The sequence below is a fragment of the Planctomycetota bacterium genome, from assembly GCA_035384565.1.
Classification (GTDB): Bacteria; Planctomycetota; PUPC01; order DSUN01; family DSUN01; genus DAOOIT01.
This window is the reverse complement of sequence record DAOOIT010000003.1, coordinates 45,566-66,681: the sequence shown is the minus strand read 5'-3', so window position 1 is coordinate 66,681 and position 21,116 is coordinate 45,566. Positions and strand designations below refer to the sequence as shown.

The 21,116-nt window shown below is 68.6% G+C and carries 13 protein-coding genes; 3 read left to right on the top strand and 10 right to left on the bottom strand.

The window, feature by feature from the left end:
• The first annotated feature begins 25 nt into the window (after positions 1–25).
• Complete coding sequence (locus tag PLE19_01860) at positions 26–1,402, top strand: DUF1501 domain-containing protein (protein HPD13665.1); 1,377 nt, start codon at positions 26–28, stop codon at positions 1,400–1,402.
• A gap of 3 nt (positions 1,403–1,405) precedes the next feature.
• A complete protein-coding gene (locus tag PLE19_01855; protein HPD13664.1) occupies positions 1,406–3,805 on the top strand; it encodes a PPC domain-containing protein in 2,400 nt (799 codons plus the stop codon).
• Between the two features lie 42 nt (positions 3,806–3,847).
• Here the strand turns inward: PLE19_01855 and PLE19_01850 are convergent, their stop codons facing one another.
• The gene (locus PLE19_01850; protein ID HPD13663.1) at positions 3,848–4,501 is read right to left on the bottom strand and encodes a TRIC cation channel family protein; all 654 of its coding nucleotides are present in this window, start codon (positions 4,499–4,501) and stop codon (positions 3,848–3,850) included.
• Between the two features lie 78 nt (positions 4,502–4,579).
• Positions 4,580–6,403 carry a VCBS repeat-containing protein gene (locus PLE19_01845; GenBank protein ID HPD13662.1) on the bottom strand — a complete coding sequence of 608 codons (1,824 nt, stop codon included), beginning with the start codon at positions 6,401–6,403 and terminating at the stop codon, positions 4,580–4,582.
• Positions 6,404–6,563: 160 nt separating this feature from the next.
• Here PLE19_01845 and PLE19_01840 point away from each other — a divergent pair, with 160 nt between their 5' ends.
• The gene (locus PLE19_01840) at positions 6,564–9,458 is read left to right on the top strand and encodes a hypothetical protein (protein ID HPD13661.1); all 2,895 of its coding nucleotides are present in this window, start codon (positions 6,564–6,566) and stop codon (positions 9,456–9,458) included.
• Between the two features lie 78 nt (positions 9,459–9,536).
• Here the strand turns inward: PLE19_01840 and PLE19_01835 are convergent, their stop codons facing one another.
• From PLE19_01835 to PLE19_01800, 8 genes are all read right to left on the bottom strand, one after another.
• Positions 9,537–10,697 (bottom strand): nucleotidyltransferase family protein, encoded by a 1,161-nt coding sequence (locus PLE19_01835; protein HPD13660.1) that lies wholly within the window; start codon positions 10,695–10,697, stop codon positions 9,537–9,539.
• Positions 10,698–10,755: 58 nt separating this feature from the next.
• Positions 10,756–11,256, bottom strand: coding sequence for a zinc ribbon domain-containing protein (locus PLE19_01830; GenBank protein HPD13659.1), 501 nt, complete (start codon positions 11,254–11,256; stop codon positions 10,756–10,758).
• Positions 11,257–11,813: 557 nt separating this feature from the next.
• The gene (locus PLE19_01825; protein ID HPD13658.1) at positions 11,814–14,336 is read right to left on the bottom strand and encodes an O-antigen ligase family protein; all 2,523 of its coding nucleotides are present in this window, start codon (positions 14,334–14,336) and stop codon (positions 11,814–11,816) included.
• Entirely contained in the window at positions 14,321–15,163 is an 843-nt protein-coding gene (locus PLE19_01820) for a hypothetical protein (protein HPD13657.1), read from the bottom strand. Before PLE19_01820 ends, PLE19_01825 begins: the two co-directional genes overlap by 16 nt.
• 9 nt (positions 15,164–15,172) lie before the next feature.
• The gene (locus PLE19_01815; protein ID HPD13656.1) at positions 15,173–17,419 is read right to left on the bottom strand and encodes a polysaccharide biosynthesis tyrosine autokinase; all 2,247 of its coding nucleotides are present in this window, start codon (positions 17,417–17,419) and stop codon (positions 15,173–15,175) included.
• A gap of 68 nt (positions 17,420–17,487) precedes the next feature.
• Positions 17,488–18,960: a polysaccharide biosynthesis/export family protein gene (locus tag PLE19_01810; GenBank protein ID HPD13655.1), complete on the bottom strand. Its 1,473-nt coding sequence runs from the start codon at positions 18,958–18,960 to the stop codon at positions 17,488–17,490.
• A 223-nt stretch (positions 18,961–19,183) separates the two neighbouring features.
• Positions 19,184–19,645, bottom strand: a complete 462-nt coding sequence (locus PLE19_01805) for a hypothetical protein (GenBank protein HPD13654.1) — start codon at positions 19,643–19,645, stop codon at positions 19,184–19,186.
• A 39-nt stretch (positions 19,646–19,684) separates the two neighbouring features.
• The gene (locus PLE19_01800; GenBank protein HPD13653.1) at positions 19,685–20,881 is read right to left on the bottom strand and encodes a PEP-CTERM sorting domain-containing protein; all 1,197 of its coding nucleotides are present in this window, start codon (positions 20,879–20,881) and stop codon (positions 19,685–19,687) included.
• Positions 20,882–21,116 lie beyond the last annotated feature (235 nt).

Genomic DNA, 21,116 nt, shown 5'->3' with positions numbered 1-21,116 from the left:
GTCGCACGGAAGGCGAGGTGTTGCCATGAATGAGCCAAGGGACGCGGGCACTGGGCGTCTGACCTCGGGACTTCGAGCCTCGAGCGGCACACCGGTCTCACGCCGCGAGGCGTTGCGCCGCGGCCTGTGCGGCGCCGCCGGCCTCGCTCTCGCCGGAGGCATGGGGCAGTCCGCCAGGGCCGCCGCCCCGCAGGCCAAGGCGAAGGCCGTGATCCAGATCTGGATGTGGGGCGGCCCCCCCCACACCGACACCTTCGACCCCAAGCCCGATGCCGGCCACGATTACTGCGGGCCTTTCACCAAGCCGATCCCGACCAAGGTGGACGGGCTTCAGATCAACGAGCTCCTGCCACTGCTCGCCGACCAGGCCGACAAGTACTCCGTCATCCGCAGCATGACCCACGGCAACAACGGCCACGAGACCGCGGCCTACATGGTCCAGACCGGCCGCAACCCGGGCGGCAAAGTGGTGTATCCGAGCATCGGGGCCGTCGTCTCCTACTTCAAGGGCTACAACGCGGGCTACAAGGGCCTCATCCCGCCCTACATCGTGCTCACCCAGCCGCAGGGCCGCTTCTCCGAGGCCGGGTTCCTCGGCTCGCGCTACAAGCCGTTCGCCACGGGCGGCGACCCGGCCCGCCCGGTGTTCCTCGTGGAGGGCGTGGCCGCCCCCGGCATCACCAAGGAGCGCCAGAAGGCGCGCCGCGACCTGCTCCACGACCTCGACGGCCTGGGCCAGGCCCTCAAGGACGACCCGCGCCTCGAATCGCTCCGAAAGTCCGAGGAACAGGCCTACGACCTCATCCTGGGCGAGGCCGGCAAGGTGTTCGACCTGTCGGAGGAGGACGCCGAGCTGCGAACCCGCTACGGCCGCACCACCTTCGGCCAGTCGTGCCTGGTGGCGCGGCGTCTCGTCGAGCGCGGCATCCCCTACATCACCATCAACTACGGCGGCTGGGACACCCACAAGGAGCACTTCCAGGCCATGCGCCGCAAGTTGCCCGAGATGGACCGGGGCATGGCCACACTGCTTCAGGACCTGAGCGACCGCGGCCTGCTCGACAGCACGATCGTGTGGTGGAGCGGCGAATTCGGCCGCACGCCCAAGGTGGACTGGGGTTCGCCCTGGAATGGCGGCCGCCATCACTTCGGCCCGGTCTTCTGCGCTGTCGTCGCCGGCGGCGGCTTCAAGGGCGGGCGCGTCGTCGGCGCCTCCGATGCCAAGGGCGAACAGGTCAAGGACCGGCCCGTCTACCCCTGGGACCTGCTGGGCACGGTCTACGAACTGCTCGGCATTGACCCCGACGCCACGCTGCCGCACCCGACCGGCGAGACGGTGCACATCACGCCGCGGCCGGGCGAGGACTACAAGAGCGGCGGCCGCCTCAAGGAGCTCGTGTAGCGGATGAAGCGCGTCGCGACCCGCCTGCTCGGCCCGCCGCTGGCCCTGTGGCTGGCCGCCCTCGGAGCCGCGCCCTCGGGCATCGCGGGCGAGCAGGGGCCCCACCTCGGTTACATCTATCCGGCGGGCGCCCAGCAGGGCACCACCGCCGAGATCACGATCGGCGGGCAGAACCTCGCCGGCGCGCGAGAGGTGCGCCTCACGGGCGGCGGCGCCCAGGCCACCTTCGTGCGGTACGTGCGCGCCATGTCGCAGGGGGTGATCAACGACCTCCAGGACAAGCTCGCCGAGGCCGCGGACCTCCAGCGGCGCCGCCAGGCCGCCACGGATGAGGGAGACACGGAACTGGTGAGCAAGCTCGGCCTGCTCATCGCCAAGACGATTGACGAGTTCGAGCTGATGGCCACCAAGGCCGGGGTCGAAGACCCGAGCCCCCGAGGCTTCGCCGAGCTGCGGCGCAAGCTCTCCGACCCCAAGAGACAGCTCAACCCCCAACTGGCCGAGTCCGTGGTCGTCCGCATCACCCTGGCGCCCTCCGCCGAGCCCGGCGAGCGCGAGTTGCGCCTGTGCGGGCCCGCGGGCGCCTCCAACCCGCTCTTCTTCCACGTGAGCCAGTGCCGCGAGTACCTCGAGAAGGAGCCCAACGACCGGACGCCCGACGGCGACGCCTTGACTGTCAAGGTGGACGACATAGACTTCCCGAACCTGGGCGAGCTGCCGGTGGTGCTGAACGGCCAGATCCTGCCGGGCGACGTGGACCGCTTCCGCTTCGAGATCAAGAAGGGCACGCGCCTGGTGGCCGCCGTGAGCGCCCGCAGCCTCATCCCCTACCTGGCCGACGCCGTGCCGGGCTGGTTCCAGGCCACCCTGAGGCTCTGCGACGCCAAGGGCAACGAGCTGGCGTTCTCCGACGACTTCCGGTTCCAGCCGGACCCGCTCATCTACTACGAGATTCCCCAGACAGGGCTCTACATTCTGGAGATCCACGACGCCATCTACCGCGGCCGCGAGGACTTCGTCTACCGCATCTCCGTGGGCCAGTTGCCCTTCGTCACCGGCATCTTCCCCCTGGGCGGGCAGGCCGGAGCCAAGACCGCGGCCAGCGTCGAGGGCTGGAACCTCCCGGTCAGCACGCTCACGCTCCAGCCCGAGGGCAAGGCGCCCGGCGTGCTCCCCGTCTCGGTCGCCGCCGGCAAGCATGTCTCGAACCCAGTGCCCTTCGCAATCGGCACCCTGCCGGAATGCGCCGAGGCCGAGCCGAACGACGACCCACAGAAGGCCCAGCCGCTCACCCTGCCCGTCATCGTGAACGGGCGCGTCGCGAGCCCCGGCGACCGCGACGTCTTCCGCTTCGAGGGCAAGGAGGGCGACGAGGTCGTCGCCGAGGTCGAGGCCCGACGGCTGGGTTCCCCTCTGGACTCGCAGCTCAAGCTCACCGACACCACGGGGAAGATCATCGCCTTCAACGACGACTTCGAAGACCGGGGCACCGGGCTCAACACGCACCATGCGGACTCGTTTCTGCGCGCCAAGCTGCCCGCGGCTGGCGTGTATTTCGTGCATCTCGCCGACACGCAGAACAAGGGCGGCGCCGCCTATGCCTACCGCCTGAGGATCAGCCCCCCACGGCCGGACTTCGCGCTGCGGATCGTGCCGTCCTGTATCAACGCCCGCCCCGGCGCCACGGTGGCCATTGCCGTGTATGCCCTGCGACGGGATGGCTTCACGGGGGAGATCGCGCTGAAGGCCCAGCAGGCGCCCCAGGGGCTCGCGTTGGCCGGCGCGCGAATCCCGGCCGGCGAGGACGACGTGCGGCTGACGCTCCTCGCCCCGCCCGTCCCACAGAGCGGGCCGGTCCGTTTCAGCCTCGAGGGGCGCGCCACGATCCAGGGGACGGAAGTCTCCCGCGTGGCCGTTCCCGCCGAGGACATGATGCAGGCGTTCGCCTACCATCACCTCGTGCCCAGCAGGGACGGCCTCCTTGTGGTCGCGGGGTCGCCGGCATCCGCCCCGCCGCTGACGCGGCTTGGCGACGAGCCCCTGAAGCTCGCGCTGGGCGGCACAGCAGAGGTCCGCTTTGCCGTGGCCAAGGGCGCGCGGGCGCCGGAGATGCAGGTGGAGCTGGATGATCCCCCGAAAGGGATCGCCATCCAGAAGATTTCGGCCGAGGATCAGGCCGTGATCGTGGTGTTCAGCGCCGACGCCAAGGATGCCAAGCCCGGCCAGAAGGGCAACCTCATCCTCAACGCGGCCCGGGAGTTCACCCCCGAGGCAAGAGAGGGTGCGCCTGCCCCCACGCGGCAGCGGACCTCGCTCGGCCTGCTGCCTGCCCTGCCCTTCGAGATCGGCCCCGCGCCCCCTCCCGCTCCCGCTGCCACGCCGGAGAAGCCGAAGGCCAACTGACGCAGCCGGCCCCGAGTGGGCCACCAACTCGAACACAGAGGCTCATGCGTCGCCCGGCGCGTCTTCGCGCGGCCCCAACGGGCGCGTTCGCCAGTCAAGACGGATCGCAAGCAGGCGCAAGGAGAACGTCACCGCGACGCTGGCCGCGGCAGCGATGCGGGCGTCCACCCCCAGTTCCACGGCAAGCAGCAAGAAGGCTGCGCAGCCGACCACCACCGTGGCAGCGTAGAACTGCCCGGGCTTGAACAGGAACGGCTCCTCGCGACTCAAGACATCGCGCAGCAGGCCCCCGCCAACGGCATTCACCACGCCGACCAGGACCACGGGCAGCAACGCCAGCCCCGCCGCGAGGGACTTCTGCATGCCCACCACCGCATAGATGCCGAGCCCCAGCGCATCGGTGATAGCCACCACTCTGGGCAGCCGGCTCACGAGCCGCCCCGCCACGACACTCGTACCCACGGCCAGCGCCACCATCAGCAGGTAGCGGTTGTCGGTGGCGATGACTGGCGGCCCCTGCTGGAGGAATAGCCCGTCTCGCATCAGCACACCGCCAAGCGCTGCCGCGAACGCCAGCGCGAACGTGCCCACGACATCATAGCCTCTGCGCATCCCGCGCACCGCCCCACTGACGGCGAAGACAAACGTCGCGCCGAGGTCGAGCCACGCAGGAGGTGTGAACTGGCTGGTCAGCATACTGTCTCCTATCCCTGGAACTCGCGAGGCCATCAAGCTCAGAGGCGGGGCCGCGACAAGTCGAAGCCCGAACCCGCGTCAGTGGGATGCCTCGGGCAGGATGAAGTCCTTCCACGCGTCTTCGACGGCCACCGCGGCCGCCTCCTCGAGCCCGCCGCGGCGACGGAACCTGACCATGCACTTGCCGGGGTCACGGGTACACAGGAATGTGGCGGGAGAGTGGCCGGGCACGGGCAGGGCGCCGAAGCATTCGCCGCGCGGCTTGTCGCCGCCCCATACGCTTGCCGTGACGGGGCCGGTCACGCCCTGAGGCAGCCGCAGGCGAATGCCGGGGACGCCTATCTGGTCAGTGAAGCAGACCATAAGGTCGCCGTTGGTGAAGAGGACGGCGAGGTCGGAGGAGCCGTCGCCGTTGAGATCAGCGGCGAGCAGGGCACGTTGCCCGGCGCGTGCCTGGAGGGCGCCGCCTTCAGCGTTCGGCAGCCGCACGTCGGCCTCCTGGGCGAAGGAGCGGAAGCCGCGGTTCCAGTGGTAGAGTGGCTCCCCCTCTGCATAGCCCAGGCAGATGTCCTGCCGCCCATCGTGGTTCAGGTCCATCGTTGCCACGGTGGCGGCCCCGGTTGGGCACTTGGCGCTCACTGAACCGCTGTGGGCATAGACGTCGCGGAAGCCGCCTTTGCCGTCGTTCTCCCAAAGGGTGTTCTTCTCCGTGCCGGCGAGGAAGAGGTCGAGGAGGCCGTCCTGGTTGAAGTCGCCCAATGCCGCTGCGGCGGCTCCCCCGCCTGTGGCGACAGGGCACTTGGCAGGAGGCTGGAAGCCGCCGGCCTTGCCGCGCCAGAGGACGCCTCCGGTTTCGCGAGGCTGGAGAACGTCCGCGAAGCCGTCATTGTCGAGGTCGGCGACGACGCACGGGGAGGGCCGTCCGAAGCCCTCCTGGGCCGCCATAGCGGTGAGGTCAGCCTGGTGCCATTCGCCCTTGGCGTCGGCCACCACGAGGAAGGGAACGGCGGAGGTGCTCACCAGGAGGCCGGGACGGCCATCGGTCGAGCAGGGGGCGAGGGCCAGGCAATCGGTGCCCAGCTTCGGCGCGGCGGCCGCGGGCCTGAACGCGCCATCGGCGCCCACCAGGCGCACCGAGGTCGTCGAACCGTCCCACGATACCAGGTCGGCCAGGCCATCGCCACCCACGTCCAGCCAGGCGAAGCGGCGGGACTTCGTGTCGAGTCTAGCGGCCGAGGTGATCTCCTCGATGGCGTCGTCGCCCTTCGCGCGGAAGAGCTTGTCGCCGGCCGAGGAGCCCACGAAGAGGCAGACCTTGCCGAGCGCGGGGAACTCGATGGCGGCCAGGCCGGCGATGTCGCCTGGCACGTTTCCTGCCCTGGCGTAGGCCAGCCAGCGAACTCCGGCGGTGACAGGCACGTCGGCGTCTGGGTGTTCGAGGAGGTGCCGGGCCATGTGGATGAGCATGTCGGTGCCGCCGACATAGGTGCCGGTCATGTGGGCGGCGTAGCCCGCGACGCTCCAGCGGGCATCGCCCGCAGCTCTTACCTCGAGCCAGATGCCGGCGACGTGGAGATACGCCCGTTCCGCCCCGTCCAAGGCGCCGGAGAACAGGATCGCGGGGCCATTGGCGTTGGCCTTGAGCACCTGTTGAATGTCGCCCACGTGATCCTTCGAGCACTCTGTCAGGCTGAGGACGTGGCGCGCCGCGGCCTTGCCCTTGATCTGCGTGGCAGCGGCGAACTGCCATTCGAGAGGGTTGGCGGTTGGCTGAACCGGCCCGGCCAGCACCAATCCGGCCTGATCCACAAGGTGCCGCGGGGTGAACCTGGGATTGACGATCCCCAGGCCAACCGCGGGAAAGACCAGAAGCATCGCCGTGCAGACAGGGAATCGGGGCATCGGGATCTCCGAGACGAGGCAATCGGTTTGAAGTCCAGTCGCCAACCGATAAGATAGTGGAACTCGTGCAGGACCGCAAAGGCGGCTGAAGAGGCAACGCGAGAACGGAGACCGTGGCGCCGGCTCGCCTTGATCCTGCCGGGGCTGGAGATGATCCTCGATGACCTGGATTCCGCGGGCAGTCGTAGATGTGCTTGGGTTGTGGGTCTGCTGTGCCGTGGCGCAGGGGACCGGCGCAGGGCAGGACGGTGGGACGCTGATTCTCGACGAGACGGCCTACTGCCGTGCCTACTACCGATTCGACGTGCAGAGGGTGGCTCCCAAGGCGCTCAAGACCGAGGGGGAGAAGGTCCTCGGCAATGTCCTGATGGGCAGGCTCCAGGCAAGTACGCAGAAGCGTCTGGCCTCGAGGAACTATGACTGGACGAAGGAAGACTGGCGCGACCACGCCGAGGTGGACGTGCAGTTCAACAGCTTCGCCAGGACGAACAGGGTGTTCCTCAACGTGGGAGGCGTCACGGACCCGCCCTCGGACGGATGGTGCAAGCCCGAGTTCGATGATTCGACCTGGCTTCGCCTGCGCAAGCCGGACGGCGTTGGCTCGCCGGCGGAGTACACCGTGGGCACCCCGGAGCGGAATGGTTGGCTGCGCGGGATCTACCTGCGGTTCCACTTTGCGATCCCCGATCCCGCCGCGGCAGGGACCGTGACGCTCAGCGCCGACTACATCGGCGGAATCCGGGTGCTAGTGAACGGCGAGGAGGTCGCGCGCGGCCATCTGCCGGCCGGCGAGACCGGGCCCGAGACGATGGCGGACGAGTATCCCCAGGAGGCCTATGTGGTGCCGCTTGCGGAACTGTCGGTCAAGGAGAAGGAGCACTACAAGAGCTGGGGAGGGTACACCACCAGTGCCGACGAAATGACCCCGGTGGGCTCGACGCTCTACAAGCTGCGTAACCGCGTGATCAATTCCCTGGCCATTCCTCAGAAGCTGCTCCGCAAGGGGGCGAACGTCCTGGCCATCGAGTTGCACGCGGCTCCGCTTCACCCCTTCGTGATGAAGCACTGGTTCGGGTACCGGGACGTGGTGGATCGGCAGTGGGAACACGCTCGCCTGTCGCGCCTGGAGGTCCGCTGCGCATCGAAGGACATCCCGTCGTCGCTGAGGCGGCCCCAGGGCGTGCAGGTTTGGACCGAGGATGCGATCCGCCGGGTGTTCTCGCCCGAGTTCCTCGAATCCGGTGCGGCGCCGGGGATGATCCGCCTGGTCGGCGCGCGGAACGGAACCTACGCCGCGCAGGTGGTCATCGGAACGGACAAGGAGTTGGCTGATGTAGAGGTTACGGTCTCCGACCTCAAGGGGCCTGCCGGCGGCACGATCCCGGCCAAGTCCGTCACCGTCTTCGGGATGAAGCCCCAGCCGATGAGCGACATCAGTTCGCTGGGGGAGGGACGAATCGGCATCGGTAGGATGATCGAGATCGGGGGCGGCAACACCCGGTACGGCGGCTGGAGCGCACCCAAGACGCGCGAACTGGTCCGCTTCGCGCCGGAAACGCTGGGGAACCGAGGCGCCGAGGAAGCGGCGCTGAGGCGGCTCCAGTACTTCGACTGGATCACCTCCACGCTGCCGGAGCGGATCCCGGCGAACTCCTGCCAGCCCTACTGGCTGTCCGTCAGGGTGCCAGCCGATGCCGCGCCGGGGTTGTATCGTGGCACGGTAAGCGTTGAGGGGCCGGGCTTCGCGGCTACTTCGTTGCCTCTGGAACTGGAGGTGTTGGGCTGGAAGGTGCCGGACCCGCAGAGCTTTCAGACAATCACCGCCATCGAGCAATCGCCGTTCGGCGTGGCCAAAGAGTACAAGACCCCGCTCTGGTCCGACAAGCACTGGACCCTGATCGAGGCCAGCCTGCGCCAGCTTGCGCGGGTCGGAAACGACCTGTGGTTTGTGCCCGTGCTCTGCGACACGGAGTTCGGCAACCGAGATGTCTCGATGATCCAGTGGACGCGGAAGAAGGACGGCTCTCTCTCATTCGACTACGCCGTGCTGGACCGCTACCTCGACCTGATCGTCAAGCACTGCGGCAAGCCGCTTGTCGTGAGCTTCGTCGTCATGCACGGGTTCCCGGGCGTCGTGGAGGTCAAGGTCCTGGACGAAGCGACCGGGAATGCGCAGCGCCTGGACCTTGGCCCGAAGGTGCCGGGCAGGGAGACCCTCTGGGAGCCATTCGCCAAGTCCCTTTACAGTCACATGGTGGCCAAGGGATTGGGCGAGGCAATGTACTGGGGCTTCCCGTGGGATGGGGACGGCGACCCAGCCCTCAAGCCCCTTCTGCGGAAGGCAGTGCCCGAGGTGTTCTGGATCTGCGGCTCCCACGACGCCAATGTGGCGATCTCCCTGGATATGGGGGAGCTGAAGTCCCCCTTCTACGTGGGTTCGCCCTTCGCGGCCAAAGCCTGGGAAGGCAAGGCAGACACCGGGGCGGCGGCATGGTATAAGGTCGTCGAGAACATCCAGAGCTTCCTCATCGGGGGCGAGTCCCGAAGAGGCTGGAAAGTGCGCGAGCAAATGCTGCTCTGCACCCCGCGCACCGACTGCGGCGCCATCGTGGTGAACGGGACCGGCACCCCATGGGCATTCCGCATCTTCCCTGAACGGGCGGTCTTCACCGGCTACCGCGGCACAGGGCGCATGGGGGGCGACTACTGGGCACAGTCCTACGGGGACGGCTGCCGGTACTCCGGCGGCGCGCCCGGGTTCTCCATCATGAAGAGTCTGTGGCCCGGCCCGGGTGGCGCTGAATCGAGCGCCCGCTTCGAGGCGATGCTCGAAGGCTTGCAGGAACTGGAGGCTCGCATATTCGTCGAGCAGACGCTCGACCGCGGCACCCTGGATCCGGGGCAGACGAAGCGATTCGACGAGCAGTTGGCCCGCCACTACAAGGGCACTTTCGCAGTTGGCCAGGATTGGCAAGCTCGTTCGAGAGCGATGTACCAGTTGGCGGCCGAGGTGGCGGCGGTCGCGGGCCGCGCCGGGAAGGCATCCCCACAATGAACCCAGCCGCGATGGTGCCGGGAAGCTTGCCCGCATGCCAGAGGCTCCGGCGCGGCCGTCGAGGCGGCGGTTGCGGTTTCATGGGGTGCGCTTGAGGAGGCGCCTCACGGCCCGCGGGCCGTAGGTCACGATCACACGGATGGGATGGATCACGTAGTAGAGCGGGTGCAGGCACCCGGGCAGCGGCACGACAAGGCGATCGGTCCTGTTCGGCCTGAGACCCTCGCACAGGAGGCCGAGGTAGAAGCGCAGCCGGTCGCGCCGCCGCTCCAGCATGCGCCGCTGAGTGGCCCATTGCTCGACATGGCCGAAGGGTTCCTCCCCTGCCCACAGGATGCGGCGCTTGGCTTCGGCGACCAGGGCGTGGAGCTGAGGGTCGTGCGCCGCGGGCGCCAGGACGGGCTCCGGCACGGCCAGGCCCAGCAGATCCCTGGCCAGGAGGAGACCCCAGAGAAGCCTTCGCCTGCTTCCTGTCCGCGCGGCCGCCGCGACGACGGCCGGCCAATGGACTCGGGGTTGCGCGGACACGAACTGCGCGACATCGCACACCCAGAGGAGGCGGTCCCAGCAGTGCTTCGAGCCGTGCAGGCAGAGGGCGAGAAGCGTCTCCTCGGGGCCGAGGGAGGGCACAGCCGCGTCCAGCAGACGCACCATGGCCGGTGGGCCCGGTTCGAGGCGGCCCGTGCCCTCGCCAGACGGGTCGAGGGGCGGAGGGTCCCATCGGTGCAACTCCACGGTCAGCCCGGTGCCGGGTTGCTCGAGGTTCCATCGGTAGGCGTGGAAGCCCTGTTCCACCAGCAGCCGTCGGGCGGGCTTCAGATCGCGCCTGCGGACCAGGAGGTCCAGATCGTAGAACTCGCGCAGGCCGACGTCCCCGTAGGCCACGGCGGCCAGCACGGGGCCTTTGAAGGGCACCGCGCGTATCGCGTGCGCGGCGAACAGTTCCAGGAGTCTCAGCAGTTCGGCTGTCATGAGCAGGCTGCGAAGCATGTTGGCCCGGCAATGGGCAGCGAGCTCCCCGAGGATGGCTTCGGGCACGGCGTGGATGCAGGCGGCCGCCAGGCTGCGGTGCAGGAGCAGGGCCACCCCGTTCGAGTGGGCCAGGGCCACCAGCCGCGGCCAGTGGATTCCCTCTGCGACCAGGGCCGTGAGCCTGCCCGCCACGCCAGGCTCAAGGCGGGTGCGTGCGCAACAGAGCAGGAGCTCCGCCTCGCGGCTGTAGGGTGGGGTTTCGGGCATTGCGGCCTGGCCTCGCGAGGCGACTCCCTTGGGGCAGCCGATGCGGGTCGGAGGCGGTCTACAGGTCGTAGAGGCCGTCGTCGTGGCTCGGCGCGCCGCCTGCGCCGCCGGGGCCTTCCTCGCCAAAGGCGTCCTGCATCTCCTCCTCGACCTTCTCGGGGTCCTCGCCCGCCTCGAGGCGGCGGATCATCTCGTCCATCTCCGGCTCCAGGCTCTCGCCGCTGGCGTCGGACAGCCGCCGCATGACGGCGGCCAACTGCCGCGGGTCGTTTTCGTCAATGGACTCCATGTCGCGCTCCAGTTCGGCCATCGTGCGTTCCATGCGCGCTTCCTGCGCCGGGCTCAGGTCGTCGGCCGCATCGGGCGCGGGGGATTCTGCTGCCCTGGGACGCTCGGCGTGTTTGCGCCCGGCCGCGAACAGGGAGACGAGCCGGGTCATCCTCTTGCCGCCGCACTTGGGGCACGCCGGTTTGCGCTTCGATGCTTCGGGCGTGCGCGCGAGGAAGTCGAAGACCCGATTGCAGTCCTCACACAGGAACTCATACATCGGCATCGCCATCGCCTCCTAAGCTCTGGGGGCGACCGAGTCGGGGATGGGAGGGCGCCCCTCTTGATGCTAGCGCCTTGGCTTGGCTGAGTCAATCGCGCGGCCCACACCGTGGCCTCCGGCCCTGGCCACGCGCGCCAGGGAGGCGTCGGAGTGCTGGCAGTTCCTCTCCTGTATCACCCTGTGAGAGCGAAAGGGATACGGATAGGCGAGAACGGCCGCGGAAGGTCTCGGCACACCTGCGCGCCATACTTGCTCAACTGAGGGGGGAGGGATTTGAGCAAGTATGGGCGGGAAGGCCGTAGAGCCGCCCGGATCGCCAAAGCGCCGTACTTGCTCAACCCAGAGGGGGAGGAAAGTGAGCAAGTATGGGCGGGAAGCTCGCAGAGCTGGCTGAATCGCCCAGGCGCCATACTGGCTCAGCTCCCGGCGGCGGCAGGGCCGAGCCGGCATGGTGGCGCCGTGTCTGGTTTCCAGGACACTGGCGACGATCGGGGGCGCAGGCGTCGGGGCTGAAGGCCATGCTCGGCCACACCCGCCCGCCCCCTGTCCGACGGCGGCTCCGAGAGCTACTTGCTGTCCGGCGCGTCGGGAAGGACGCTCAGGCTTTCGAGCAGCTTCTGGGCGCTGGCCAGTTGCGGCCTGAGCCGCAGGCACACGCGGGCCTCGTGCCTGGCTTCCGAAACATGGCCTGCCTCCGCAAGGAGCTGGGCGAGCTCCATGCGCCAGCCCACCTGGCCGTAGTCCAGCGCCAGCGCTCGCCGATAGCATTCGATGGCGGCGCGGGGGTTCTTCTCCTGCCGCCAGATGGCGGCGACGGCGGCCAGGGTGGCGGGCGAAACGCCCGGCTTGTCGCACTGCGTCTTGAGGGCCTGCACGGCGGCCGCTCGCGCCTTCGAGACCTGTTCGCGGACGGCGGTGGCCAGTTCCTGCTGGTCGGGCATCTCGTGAAGCGCGTCGGCAACGTAGAGCAGGCGCCCCACGTCGTCCCCCGCGAGGATCACGGCGAGGTCGGGCCGGCTCACCTGGTGCAGATAGACGTCGGCCATGGCGCGAAACGATCCGCCCTCGGCCTGGAGGCAGCGCTGGAATTTCTCCAGCGACGCCTCGTGGTCGCCCTCGAGTGCATCCACCAGGCCGGCAAGGTAACACGCGGTGGGGTTGTAGGGGGCAAGCTTGTGGCCCAGGCGGATGCGGTCGGCGCCCGAAGGGTCGCCGAGCACGAACTTTTCGATCTGGCCGATCGTGCTGTAGGCGGGCCCGTAGGTCGGGCAGAGCGCGCGAGCCTGGTTGAGTTCCGCCACAATCCTGCGCGCGTGCCTCTTGCTGACCAGCATCTCGCCCGTCTTCGGGTTCGTGATGCGGCTGATGGACCGCCAGCGGTAGACGCCGAGCCAGTACTGGTACTCGATGTTGTCGGGCTCCGCCGCGACGGCGGCCTCGGCCTCCTTGAGGAGGGCCACGTAGTCCTCGTTGGTTCCCTGCCAGTTCTTCTTGCGCAACGCGGCCTCGAGCCTGGTGACCCTGGCCCAGCGCTCCTCCGCCCGCCAGGCCGCGATCGAACCCGCGAGGGACCACGTCCAGATGCCCGCGATCGCGAGGAGAGGCACGGCGCGAAGGATCGGCGATGCCGTCAGACCCGTGCGGGCGCCCTCGTCGGAGCGGCTGGTGTGCCCCACGCGCGCGATGTTGAGCAGGAGTGCACACGAGATCGCCGCGAGGCAGTGGTTGGCCGGCAGATGCTGGCCGAAATCGCTGAAGCTGTGGACCAGGATCGCCATCAGCCCGAAGCCGAGGCCCAGGGCCGCCGAGCGGATCGGGAACCGCAGGCGGCGCACGCTGCGGATGTAGGCCGCCCCCACGATGGCCAGGAACGCCAGCAAGAGCCCGAGGCCGAGCACTCCCATCTCCTCGGCGGCCTGGGCGTACTCGTTCTCGGCGTGGGAGGCGACGTCGGGGGCCATGGACCGGTCGAACATGGGGTAGACGACCTGGTGAGTTCCCAGCCCCGTGCCGGCCAGGGGGAATCGGGTGAAGGAGACCGCGAGGTTCTTCACGACCTCCCAGCGGCCGCCGTAGCCATGCAGCCCACGCAGGGTGGCCAGGCGGTCGTAGACGGCGTCGAAGCCGATGTAGAGCACCACGGCGAAGGCACTGAGGGCGAGCCCCGTGAGGATCAGGCCTCGCCCTCTCAGGGTCCGCCGCGAGGCCGTCACCAGCCCGGTGAACCCGCCCGCGATGAGCAGGGAGACCATGCCGCCGCGCGTCAGCGACAGGAAGAGGGTGGCCGCGCCCAGCACCACCATTGCGGCCAGGTACCAGACGACGCGTAGCTCGGGGCTGCTCAGGCGCTCGACGACCTCGGGGAAGCGGACCGGGCCGTGGCCGAAACTCTCGTGGAGTCGGACGAACAGGAGGGCGAGGGCGGCGCCGATCGAGAGGTTCATGAACTGTCCATAGTGGCTATGGCAGACGAACGGACCCGAGGCGGCCACGTTTCCATAGGTGGGGTACGTCCAATAGATTCGGCCGTTGCCGAACACGTTCTGGGCGAGCGCCAGGAGGGCGATGCCCCCGCCGATGGCCGCCGCCGAGGCCAGGAGCCGCTTGATCTGGTCGGGATGCCGATACACGTTCAGCACGACCGCGAACACGACCGCCGCCGCGAGGAGAAGGCGCAGGTCGTGCCTCGTGGCCTGGGCGTAGAAGCTGAGGGCCATCGCGCGCGGCCCCTCGCCGGAGAGGTCGGCCAGAAGCTGAGCCTTCATGGCGGCCGTGTTCGGCGAGAGCACGCGCACGAGACCCGTGGGCAACGGAATGAGCTGGACAACGGCCAGAAGCAGGGTCAGGAGGATGGGAGCGTAGGCCCACGTGCGGACGACCGCCACGTCGCGCTGGACGAGCAGCTTCAGCGCGAAGCAGAGGCCGAGGACGCCGGCGCCGGCGACATAGACGAACTCGCTCCACGCCTGCACCGTGCCAAAGGCCAGCGGCAGGAAGAGGAGCAAGGCGACGAGCGTCCAGTGGATGGCCGCATCGAGCCGACTCTGGGGGGGATCGACCTCGTCAATGGGGATCAGTCGGCTGCCCATCGCTGATTCCCACGGCGGAGAGCGGGCCGAACGGGGAGGATCGGCTCTCCCGCCAGAACGTGCATCGGGTTGAGAAGGCAGACGCGTTGCGCCGCGGGGCGGCCGAGTCGCTGGGCGATGGCCCCGATGGCCTCGGTCAGGCAGGGCCGTCGTTCGGCGGCGCCGTGGGCGTCGCTGGCCACTATCGAGGCCGCGCCCGAGGCCAGCCAACGCCAGGCGGCTCGCTCGGCGACCGGGCCGAACCGCCCGAGCAGGCTCGCCGCGGTGATCTGAAGCAGGGCGCCCTGCTCCAGCCACGGGAATACCGTGTTCGGCTCCCGGGCCAGGAGGGGGTTGCGCTCGGGGTGCGACAGGATGGGAGTGACGCCGCGGGCCGTGAGCTGGGCGAGGAGGGGCGCGATGTTCAGCAAGGTCTCGTGCGGCAGTTCCAGGAGAAGGTACTTCCCCGAGTCGGCCAGAGTCAGCACGGAACCCGCATCGAGCAGAGCGGGGATGCGCTCGTCCACGCGAACGTCGGCGCCGGGCACCACGCGGAGCGGGATTCCCTGCTCGTCGAGCGTCAGGGCGAGAGCCGCCACGGCCTGACGAATGGCGCTCGCGGCGACATGGCCGTCGAAGCGCCCGAGCTGGTGCGGGGTGGCGATCGCCGTGGTCACGCCGTCGGCCACAAGAGCGCGGCACAGCCCCAGCGCCTCATCCAGGGTGGTGGGGCCGTCGTCCAGGCCGGGCAGGCAATGGCAATGCACGTCCACGCTCTCGGTCGCTGCGTAGGATTCGAGACGACGCTGCTGCGCAGGTGCCGGGGCGGTTGAGGTGACGTGGGGCATGGGCTACCCTCAGCGCGGGGAGGCCGTCGGCAGTTGAGCCTCAGGCTTGCCGACGTGTTCCTCGCCTCCCTTTGCCTTCTTCCTCCGCCGCCGCTCGTGCCCATAGCCATAGCCGTAGCCGTACTTGTAGTAGTAGCCGTAGCCGCTGTAGTGGTAGTAGCGGTCCTCCTTGCGCGGCACGGCGTTGATCACGACTCCGAGGATGTGCGCCCCCACGTCGTTGAGGCCCTGGCACGCGCGCTCGGCGACCTTTCGGTGCGACTTCTCGGCCCGGACGGTGAGGATGGTCTGGTCGCAGATGGCGCCCAGGATGCGGGCGTCCGTCACGGGCATGACGGGGGGCGAGTCGATCAGAATGTGATCGTACTGCGTGGACAGTTGCTCGAGCACATCCGCGAACGCCTGGCTGTTGAGCATCTCCGATGGGTTGGGCGGTGTGGGCCCCGTCGGCAGGATGTCGAGGCACTTCACCTCGGTGTGGTGGATGGCGGCATCCAGGGGCTCCCTTCCCGCCAGCACGCTGGAGATGCCTTGTTCGCGTTCGACCTTGAAGATTCGGTGCTGCATCGGCTTGCGGAAGTCGCCGTCAATGATGAGCGTGCGCTGCCCTGCCTGGGCCATGGCGATGCCGAGGTTGCTGACCAGCGTGGTCTTGCCGTCGCCCGGCTCGGGGGAGGTGACCACGATCCTCTTGGCCTGCCCGTCGGGAACGCCGAAGTAGATGGCCGTCCGGATCGTGCGGTAGGTTTCCGCGGCATGCGAGGTCGGCTCGAGCTCCACGACCTGGCCGCGGGCCGACAGGTCCTGCCTCGCCGGCATCTGGGGGATCATGCCCAGGATCGGCAGACCCAAGGTGTTCGTGACATCGTCGGCGGAGTGGATTCTCTGGTCCAGCCAGTCGAGGGCCACCGCCAGGCCGACGCCAACCATCACCCCCACGAGCAGTGCCATGGCCATCGTGCGTTGCCGGTTAGGGCTGCTCGGCGCTCCCGCAGGGGTGGCGACCTCCAGGATGGTGATACTCAGCAGCCCCGTATCCTCATTGACGTTGATCTGCCGGATACGGTCATCAATCGCCTCACACACCCGTTTGGCTTGTTCCCACTCAGACCGGAGCCTCGTGAATTGGGCCACCTGGGCGTTGAGGTCCACCATCTCCTGGCGCTGGCTTTCGAATGACTTGCGAATCTGGGCCTCTCTATCCCTCAGCGCCTCCAATCGGCGCGTAGCCGCCAGCAGCTCGGCTTCCGCGAGACGCTTCTCGAGGTCCATCAGCCGTTGCCTCTGTTCGGCAAGCTTCTTCTCGAGGGCCACCACACCAGGGTGGGTGTCGGTGCACTCCAGCTTCATCTCGCGCAACTGGAGTTCCAGCCGGGCCACGTCCGCGCGCAGCAATGCCTCCTCGGGCGCCCCGAGGCCGTCCCGCCCGCCCAGGCGGCGCAACTCCACGAAGCGCAGGAACCGGGTCGGGTCCTCCAGGGTTTCCTTGGCCGCCTGGACAGCGGCGAGGGCATCGAGGAGTTCGCTCTGGACCGCGATCAGGGCCGATGAGTAGCTCTCCATTCGCCTGGACATGAAGCTCCCGTCGCTGCCCTGGAAGGCGAGGAGGTCGTTCGACTTCTGGTAATCCGTCATCGCCTTGAGGGCGGCGGCCAGTTCTGCCTCGCGGCGGGCCTTCTCCCGCTGGAGGATCTTCAGGACCTCGGCCGCCGTGCTCCGCCGGCTGGCGCTCTGGTAGGTCACATAGGCGTCCACCACGGCATTCACGATCTGGGCCGCCTCCTCCGGGTAGGGCGACTCCAGCGATACGCTGATGATGTCATCGTCCTTGCCCAACCCCACTCGGAGGATGGCCTTCAGGTACCCCACGGGGTTGCTCATGCCGGCGAAGGTGCGGAGATCGCGGATTCCGGGACGCTCCAGCGCGCTGGCCGCAATCGGGGTGGACTTGAACAGTGCGCACTGGGTGTTGAGGTAGTTCCACGGCCCGAACGTCAACTCCTCGGTGCCGGGGATGATCTTCGGGGTGCTCCGCTCGACGTAGAGGCGTGACGTGCTCGTGTAGAGCGGGGTGGTGTTGTTGAGCTGCACCCACCCGAGGACGAGGGAGATTACCATCGCCGCTGCGACGATGAGGCGGCGCCGCCAGAGGGTGTGGAGCAAGGAGGGCCGGCCGTGTTCCGCGGGAGCCCCCTGCACGGGCAGCGGCCCTTCGAGCCTGCCGATCGCGTTGCCTGCATTCGCGGGCTCGCCCATCCTGAACGTCCTCCGGCGGCAGCATCCGCCGTAAGCCGCGCCCACCGCCGCCCCGCTCGCACAACGGCTCAGCGCGAGGAGGTCGTCGTGATCGGCACCGTGGCATAGGCGCCGGCGCCGAAGTGCAGCACGGTGGCCCAGAACTTGTTCCACCGGGTCCGGAACGAGTGCTCCAGGCAGATCACGTCGCCTGGCTTGACAATCACTTCGGAGGCATCCACCATGGTCCTGCCCCCGATTCGGAACTCGGCGGCGATTGTCTTCCCGTTGCCATCCTGGCGATAGATGGTGGCGTAGCGCGGGCCGGCCTGCGTATCAATGCCGCCCGACATCGCCAGCACCTGTTGCAGGGTGTACTTCGCGCCCGGCGGATACGGGTGCACTCCAGGGCTCATGACCAGCCCCGTGACCGTGAAGAGCGGGTCGTCGAAGTGCTCGACCTCCACGGTGTCGCCGTCTTGAAGGGCCACATTGGCGATGGGGATGTTCCGGTCCCTGACCGGCACCTCCAGCGGCTTCGCCTCGCGCGGTTGGCCGGCGTGGCGGATGCGGATGACCTTGGCCCCCCCGGCCCCGACGCCCGATGCCGTCCGGCCGACCCCGATGCCACCCGCCTTCGCCAGGAGCACGGCCAGCTCGAGCTCATTGCTGCGGAGCTCGTAGCGGCCGGGCGACCCGATGGCCCCTATTGCATAGACCGTGGCCACGCGGTAGTCGGCGACGCGGGCGAGAACGCTCGGGGGTGAACTGAGGTGTTTCGGATAGTAGGCGGCAGCCACGGCGGCCTCGATCTCGGCCACCGACTTGCCCGCCACGGGAACACTGCCGGCGAGAGGCAGACGAACCATCCCCTCGTCTGTGACCCGGCACAGGATGCTGTCGGCAAACGGGTCGCGCGCCGCGGCGGGGCCCGCCGCGGTGCTGACCACTGAGAGGACGGAGGTCCCTCGCTCGGAGACGCGGGCGATCACCGCCGGGCGGTTCTTCACGTACTTTGGGAAGTACGCGGCGGTCACAGCTGTCTCGATCTCGAGGAGGGTCTTGCCTGCGACGGGCATCTCGCCGACGACGGGGAGCCAGATGCTCCCCTCCTGGCTCACGCGGCAGGCATAGGAAGCCGCCCTGTCGCCGGCCTCGCCAATGCCACGCAAGACCGAGGGCATCGCGAGATCGAGCACATCCCCGGGGCAGACGCGGTACAGGTCCGGACGCCTCGCGGCTGCCTGGCTGTCGTTGCGGCCGGCGTCGCTTTCCTGCCTGGGCGGCGGCTGGGCCGCCGACTCGGGGGCATCCTGGGTGATCTTGAGCCGGAACTCGAGCACGTCGCCGGCCACGACGCGATAGGGCGAGGCGAGAGGCTTGGCTTCGGGAAGCTCGCCGGGGCTGATGGCAGGAACTGTGGGGCCCGCCGCGTTGAAGCGGGCCAGTTGCTCGCCCGTCGCCACGAGTGGTCGCGCACACCCGGCAAGGCCCGCCGAAAGAAGGAGCAGGGCCATGGCCAGCAGACTTGCCCAGGCGTTTGCGCGCCAGTTGCTTGGCACCCGGCAATCCTCCGTGGGCGGCCGGCCATCGCATGGAGAAACGCCACGGCGGATGCACAACTCTCCAGCGATGCCCCCATCGGAACGCATCGGCTCTCGACGCGAGGGCTCCAACCACCACATAGGCTACCCGCTCGTTCAGAGAGGAGCCGCCGCGCCGGGCTACCCCTGTGCTGTTACACCACCCAGCCGCCCGGGCGGCTACCGGGCGCTCCAGCGGGTATCACCACGGCGGCAGAACTGGCGTGCGCTTGGGCGGCCGCGCATCAATCAGCAATGCGTGGCGAACCACCGTAAGGTCACCAGAGTCGCCCGTGGGTGCAGCGCTGCCACTCGGGGCCGCGGCAGGCGGCGCAGGGTCCGAAGCGGCCGGAACCAAGGCGGAAGTCCTCGTCTGTGTGGAGGCCGGCGCCGTCGGCGTTGCGGCATCCTTCGGCTTCGAGGCCGTTCGAGTGCCGGAGAACGTGGTCCCAAAGAGCGAGTCATAGAGCGAAAGCAACGCAGGGTCGGTCGCCAGGCTGAAGGGGTCGAAGGCGAACGCCTCGGGGTTGCCCATCCACCAGGGCGGCTGCCCCGCCGTCTCCCCGGCCTGGCCCCAGCCCGCCAGAACCAGAAGCATCCAGCACGCGGCCGCCAGCAGACGACCCCGCACCAGCGGCCTGGATAGCCCAGTCACTCGGCTCATTCTACCACCTCGCTGCGCCGTAGACCCGGCTGCGGGAACTCAACAGCTCGCCCTCCCCGCACGCTGGCGGCGCCTTCTGGCGACAAGGGCCGAGAGGCCGCCTGCGACCAGGAGCAGGGACGCAGGCTCGGGGATGGCCAGGCGCAGGCCCTCGGCGGCGTACATGTAGTTATAGCCCGAGTAGGCGGTCGTCCACAGGTGCTCGCGCATGCCCTCTTCCCAGTAGTTGAAGCCGCGGAGCACCGAGTAGATGGCGGCGTTGACCTCGACGTCCCAGGTCCCCCACAGGCCGTTGCCGTAGACGGTGGCCGCCTGAAGCCCGAGGGCGCCGAAAACGGTGTCCTCGGTGAATCCGTACGCCCACCCCGTATCGGCGTCAACGGCGTGGTCGAACCTCCAGTAGAAGGTGCCGGTCGCGGGTTCCTGGTGCGAGGCGAGGAACCAGGGGAGGTCAATCAGTTCCATCGGCTCGCCTTCCACGTAGTCCCACCACACATCGCCGAAGACGGCGGTCGGCTTGACTGGCGTGTTATCCAGTCCGCCGGCGGTCGAGGCGAGCGCCCACAGGGCGCTGCCGAGCGCGAGGACGGGGAAGTACGCGGAGTTGTCCACCATGGCGAGGCTGGCGATGAGCTCGGTGCGCCAGGTGGCCAGGTCGGTCGCCCCCACGTAGTCGGCGGCCATGACGTGGTGGGCGATCATGTCGGTCGCAATGGTGATCTCGTTGTAGGCTCGAATCGCCGAGGCATAGCCCGCTGTGCTGCCGGGATAGAGGCTGGAGACATCGCCGTAGAAGTTGGTGATCTCCGAGCGCCAGAGGTTCCCCGACGGATTCGCGTTGATCTCGCTGAGGCGGCGGAAGGCGTAGGCCTCTTCGCCCAGGAGCTGGTGCGTGACATTGCTGGGGGGGTTGGAGCCATTGGGGAATGGCAGAAGGTTGTAGGGGTTGACGCTGCCGCCCGGGACCAGAGGCCGGTTGTTCAGCACCCACATGCCGGCGAGTTCGGCGCTGTTCTTGTACTCATTCGCATAGCCGCCCCAGCCCTGGCTCAGCTCGTGCACGCGCACGAGGCCGGGGATCATGTAGCCGGTCTCCCACTGGCGTTCGTCGGTGTACCAGTTGCCGGTGGGCAGTTGGTTCTGCACGAGGAGGTCGGCCGGGGGGAATAGCCCACCGAGGGCCCCTGTGGCAAGCGTAAGCACCAGCGCCGCGGCCACAGACCAGTGGTGTCGCACGACCTTCACCCCTATCGAATTCCCGCGCCGGCGCGCGGCCAGGGCGCTCAGAGACCATCGGCGCAACGCCCAGGGAAGGCGCGGTGCAAGCGGTGCCCTCGCAGGGCGCATCGAATACGCAGGATACGGGGGAGAGTTCAGGCCTGGCGGCTTCTCGAGAGCACTCTCGCACAGAGGGCGTGACTCATCAGAAAGCGGATGAACCGACTCGCAGCTATTCCCCCTGTCGCCCCTT

Excerpts from the sequence above, each read along its gene's own strand:
- PLE19_01835 (HPD13660.1), bottom strand. The coding sequence starts at position 10,697 with ATGCCCGAAACCCCACCCTACAGCCGCGAGGCGGAGCTCCTGCTCTGT.
- PLE19_01805 (HPD13654.1), bottom strand. The coding sequence starts at position 19,645 with ATGAGCCGAGTGACTGGGCTATCCAGGCCGCTGGTGCGGGGTCGTCTG.
- PLE19_01850 (HPD13663.1), bottom strand. The coding sequence starts at position 4,501 with ATGCTGACCAGCCAGTTCACACCTCCTGCGTGGCTCGACCTCGGCGCG.
- PLE19_01845 (HPD13662.1), bottom strand. The coding sequence starts at position 6,403 with ATGCCCCGATTCCCTGTCTGCACGGCGATGCTTCTGGTCTTTCCCGCG.
- PLE19_01815 (HPD13656.1), bottom strand. The coding sequence starts at position 17,419 with ATGGGCGAGCCCGCGAATGCAGGCAACGCGATCGGCAGGCTCGAAGGG.
- PLE19_01840 (HPD13661.1), top strand. The coding sequence starts at position 6,564 with ATGACCTGGATTCCGCGGGCAGTCGTAGATGTGCTTGGGTTGTGGGTC.
- PLE19_01855 (HPD13664.1), top strand. The coding sequence starts at position 1,406 with ATGAAGCGCGTCGCGACCCGCCTGCTCGGCCCGCCGCTGGCCCTGTGG.
- PLE19_01860 (HPD13665.1), top strand. The coding sequence starts at position 26 with ATGAATGAGCCAAGGGACGCGGGCACTGGGCGTCTGACCTCGGGACTT.
- PLE19_01825 (HPD13658.1), bottom strand. The coding sequence starts at position 14,336 with ATGGGCAGCCGACTGATCCCCATTGACGAGGTCGATCCCCCCCAGAGT.
- PLE19_01830 (HPD13659.1), bottom strand. The coding sequence starts at position 11,256 with ATGGCGATGCCGATGTATGAGTTCCTGTGTGAGGACTGCAATCGGGTC.
- PLE19_01820 (HPD13657.1), bottom strand. The coding sequence starts at position 15,163 with ATGCCCCACGTCACCTCAACCGCCCCGGCACCTGCGCAGCAGCGTCGT.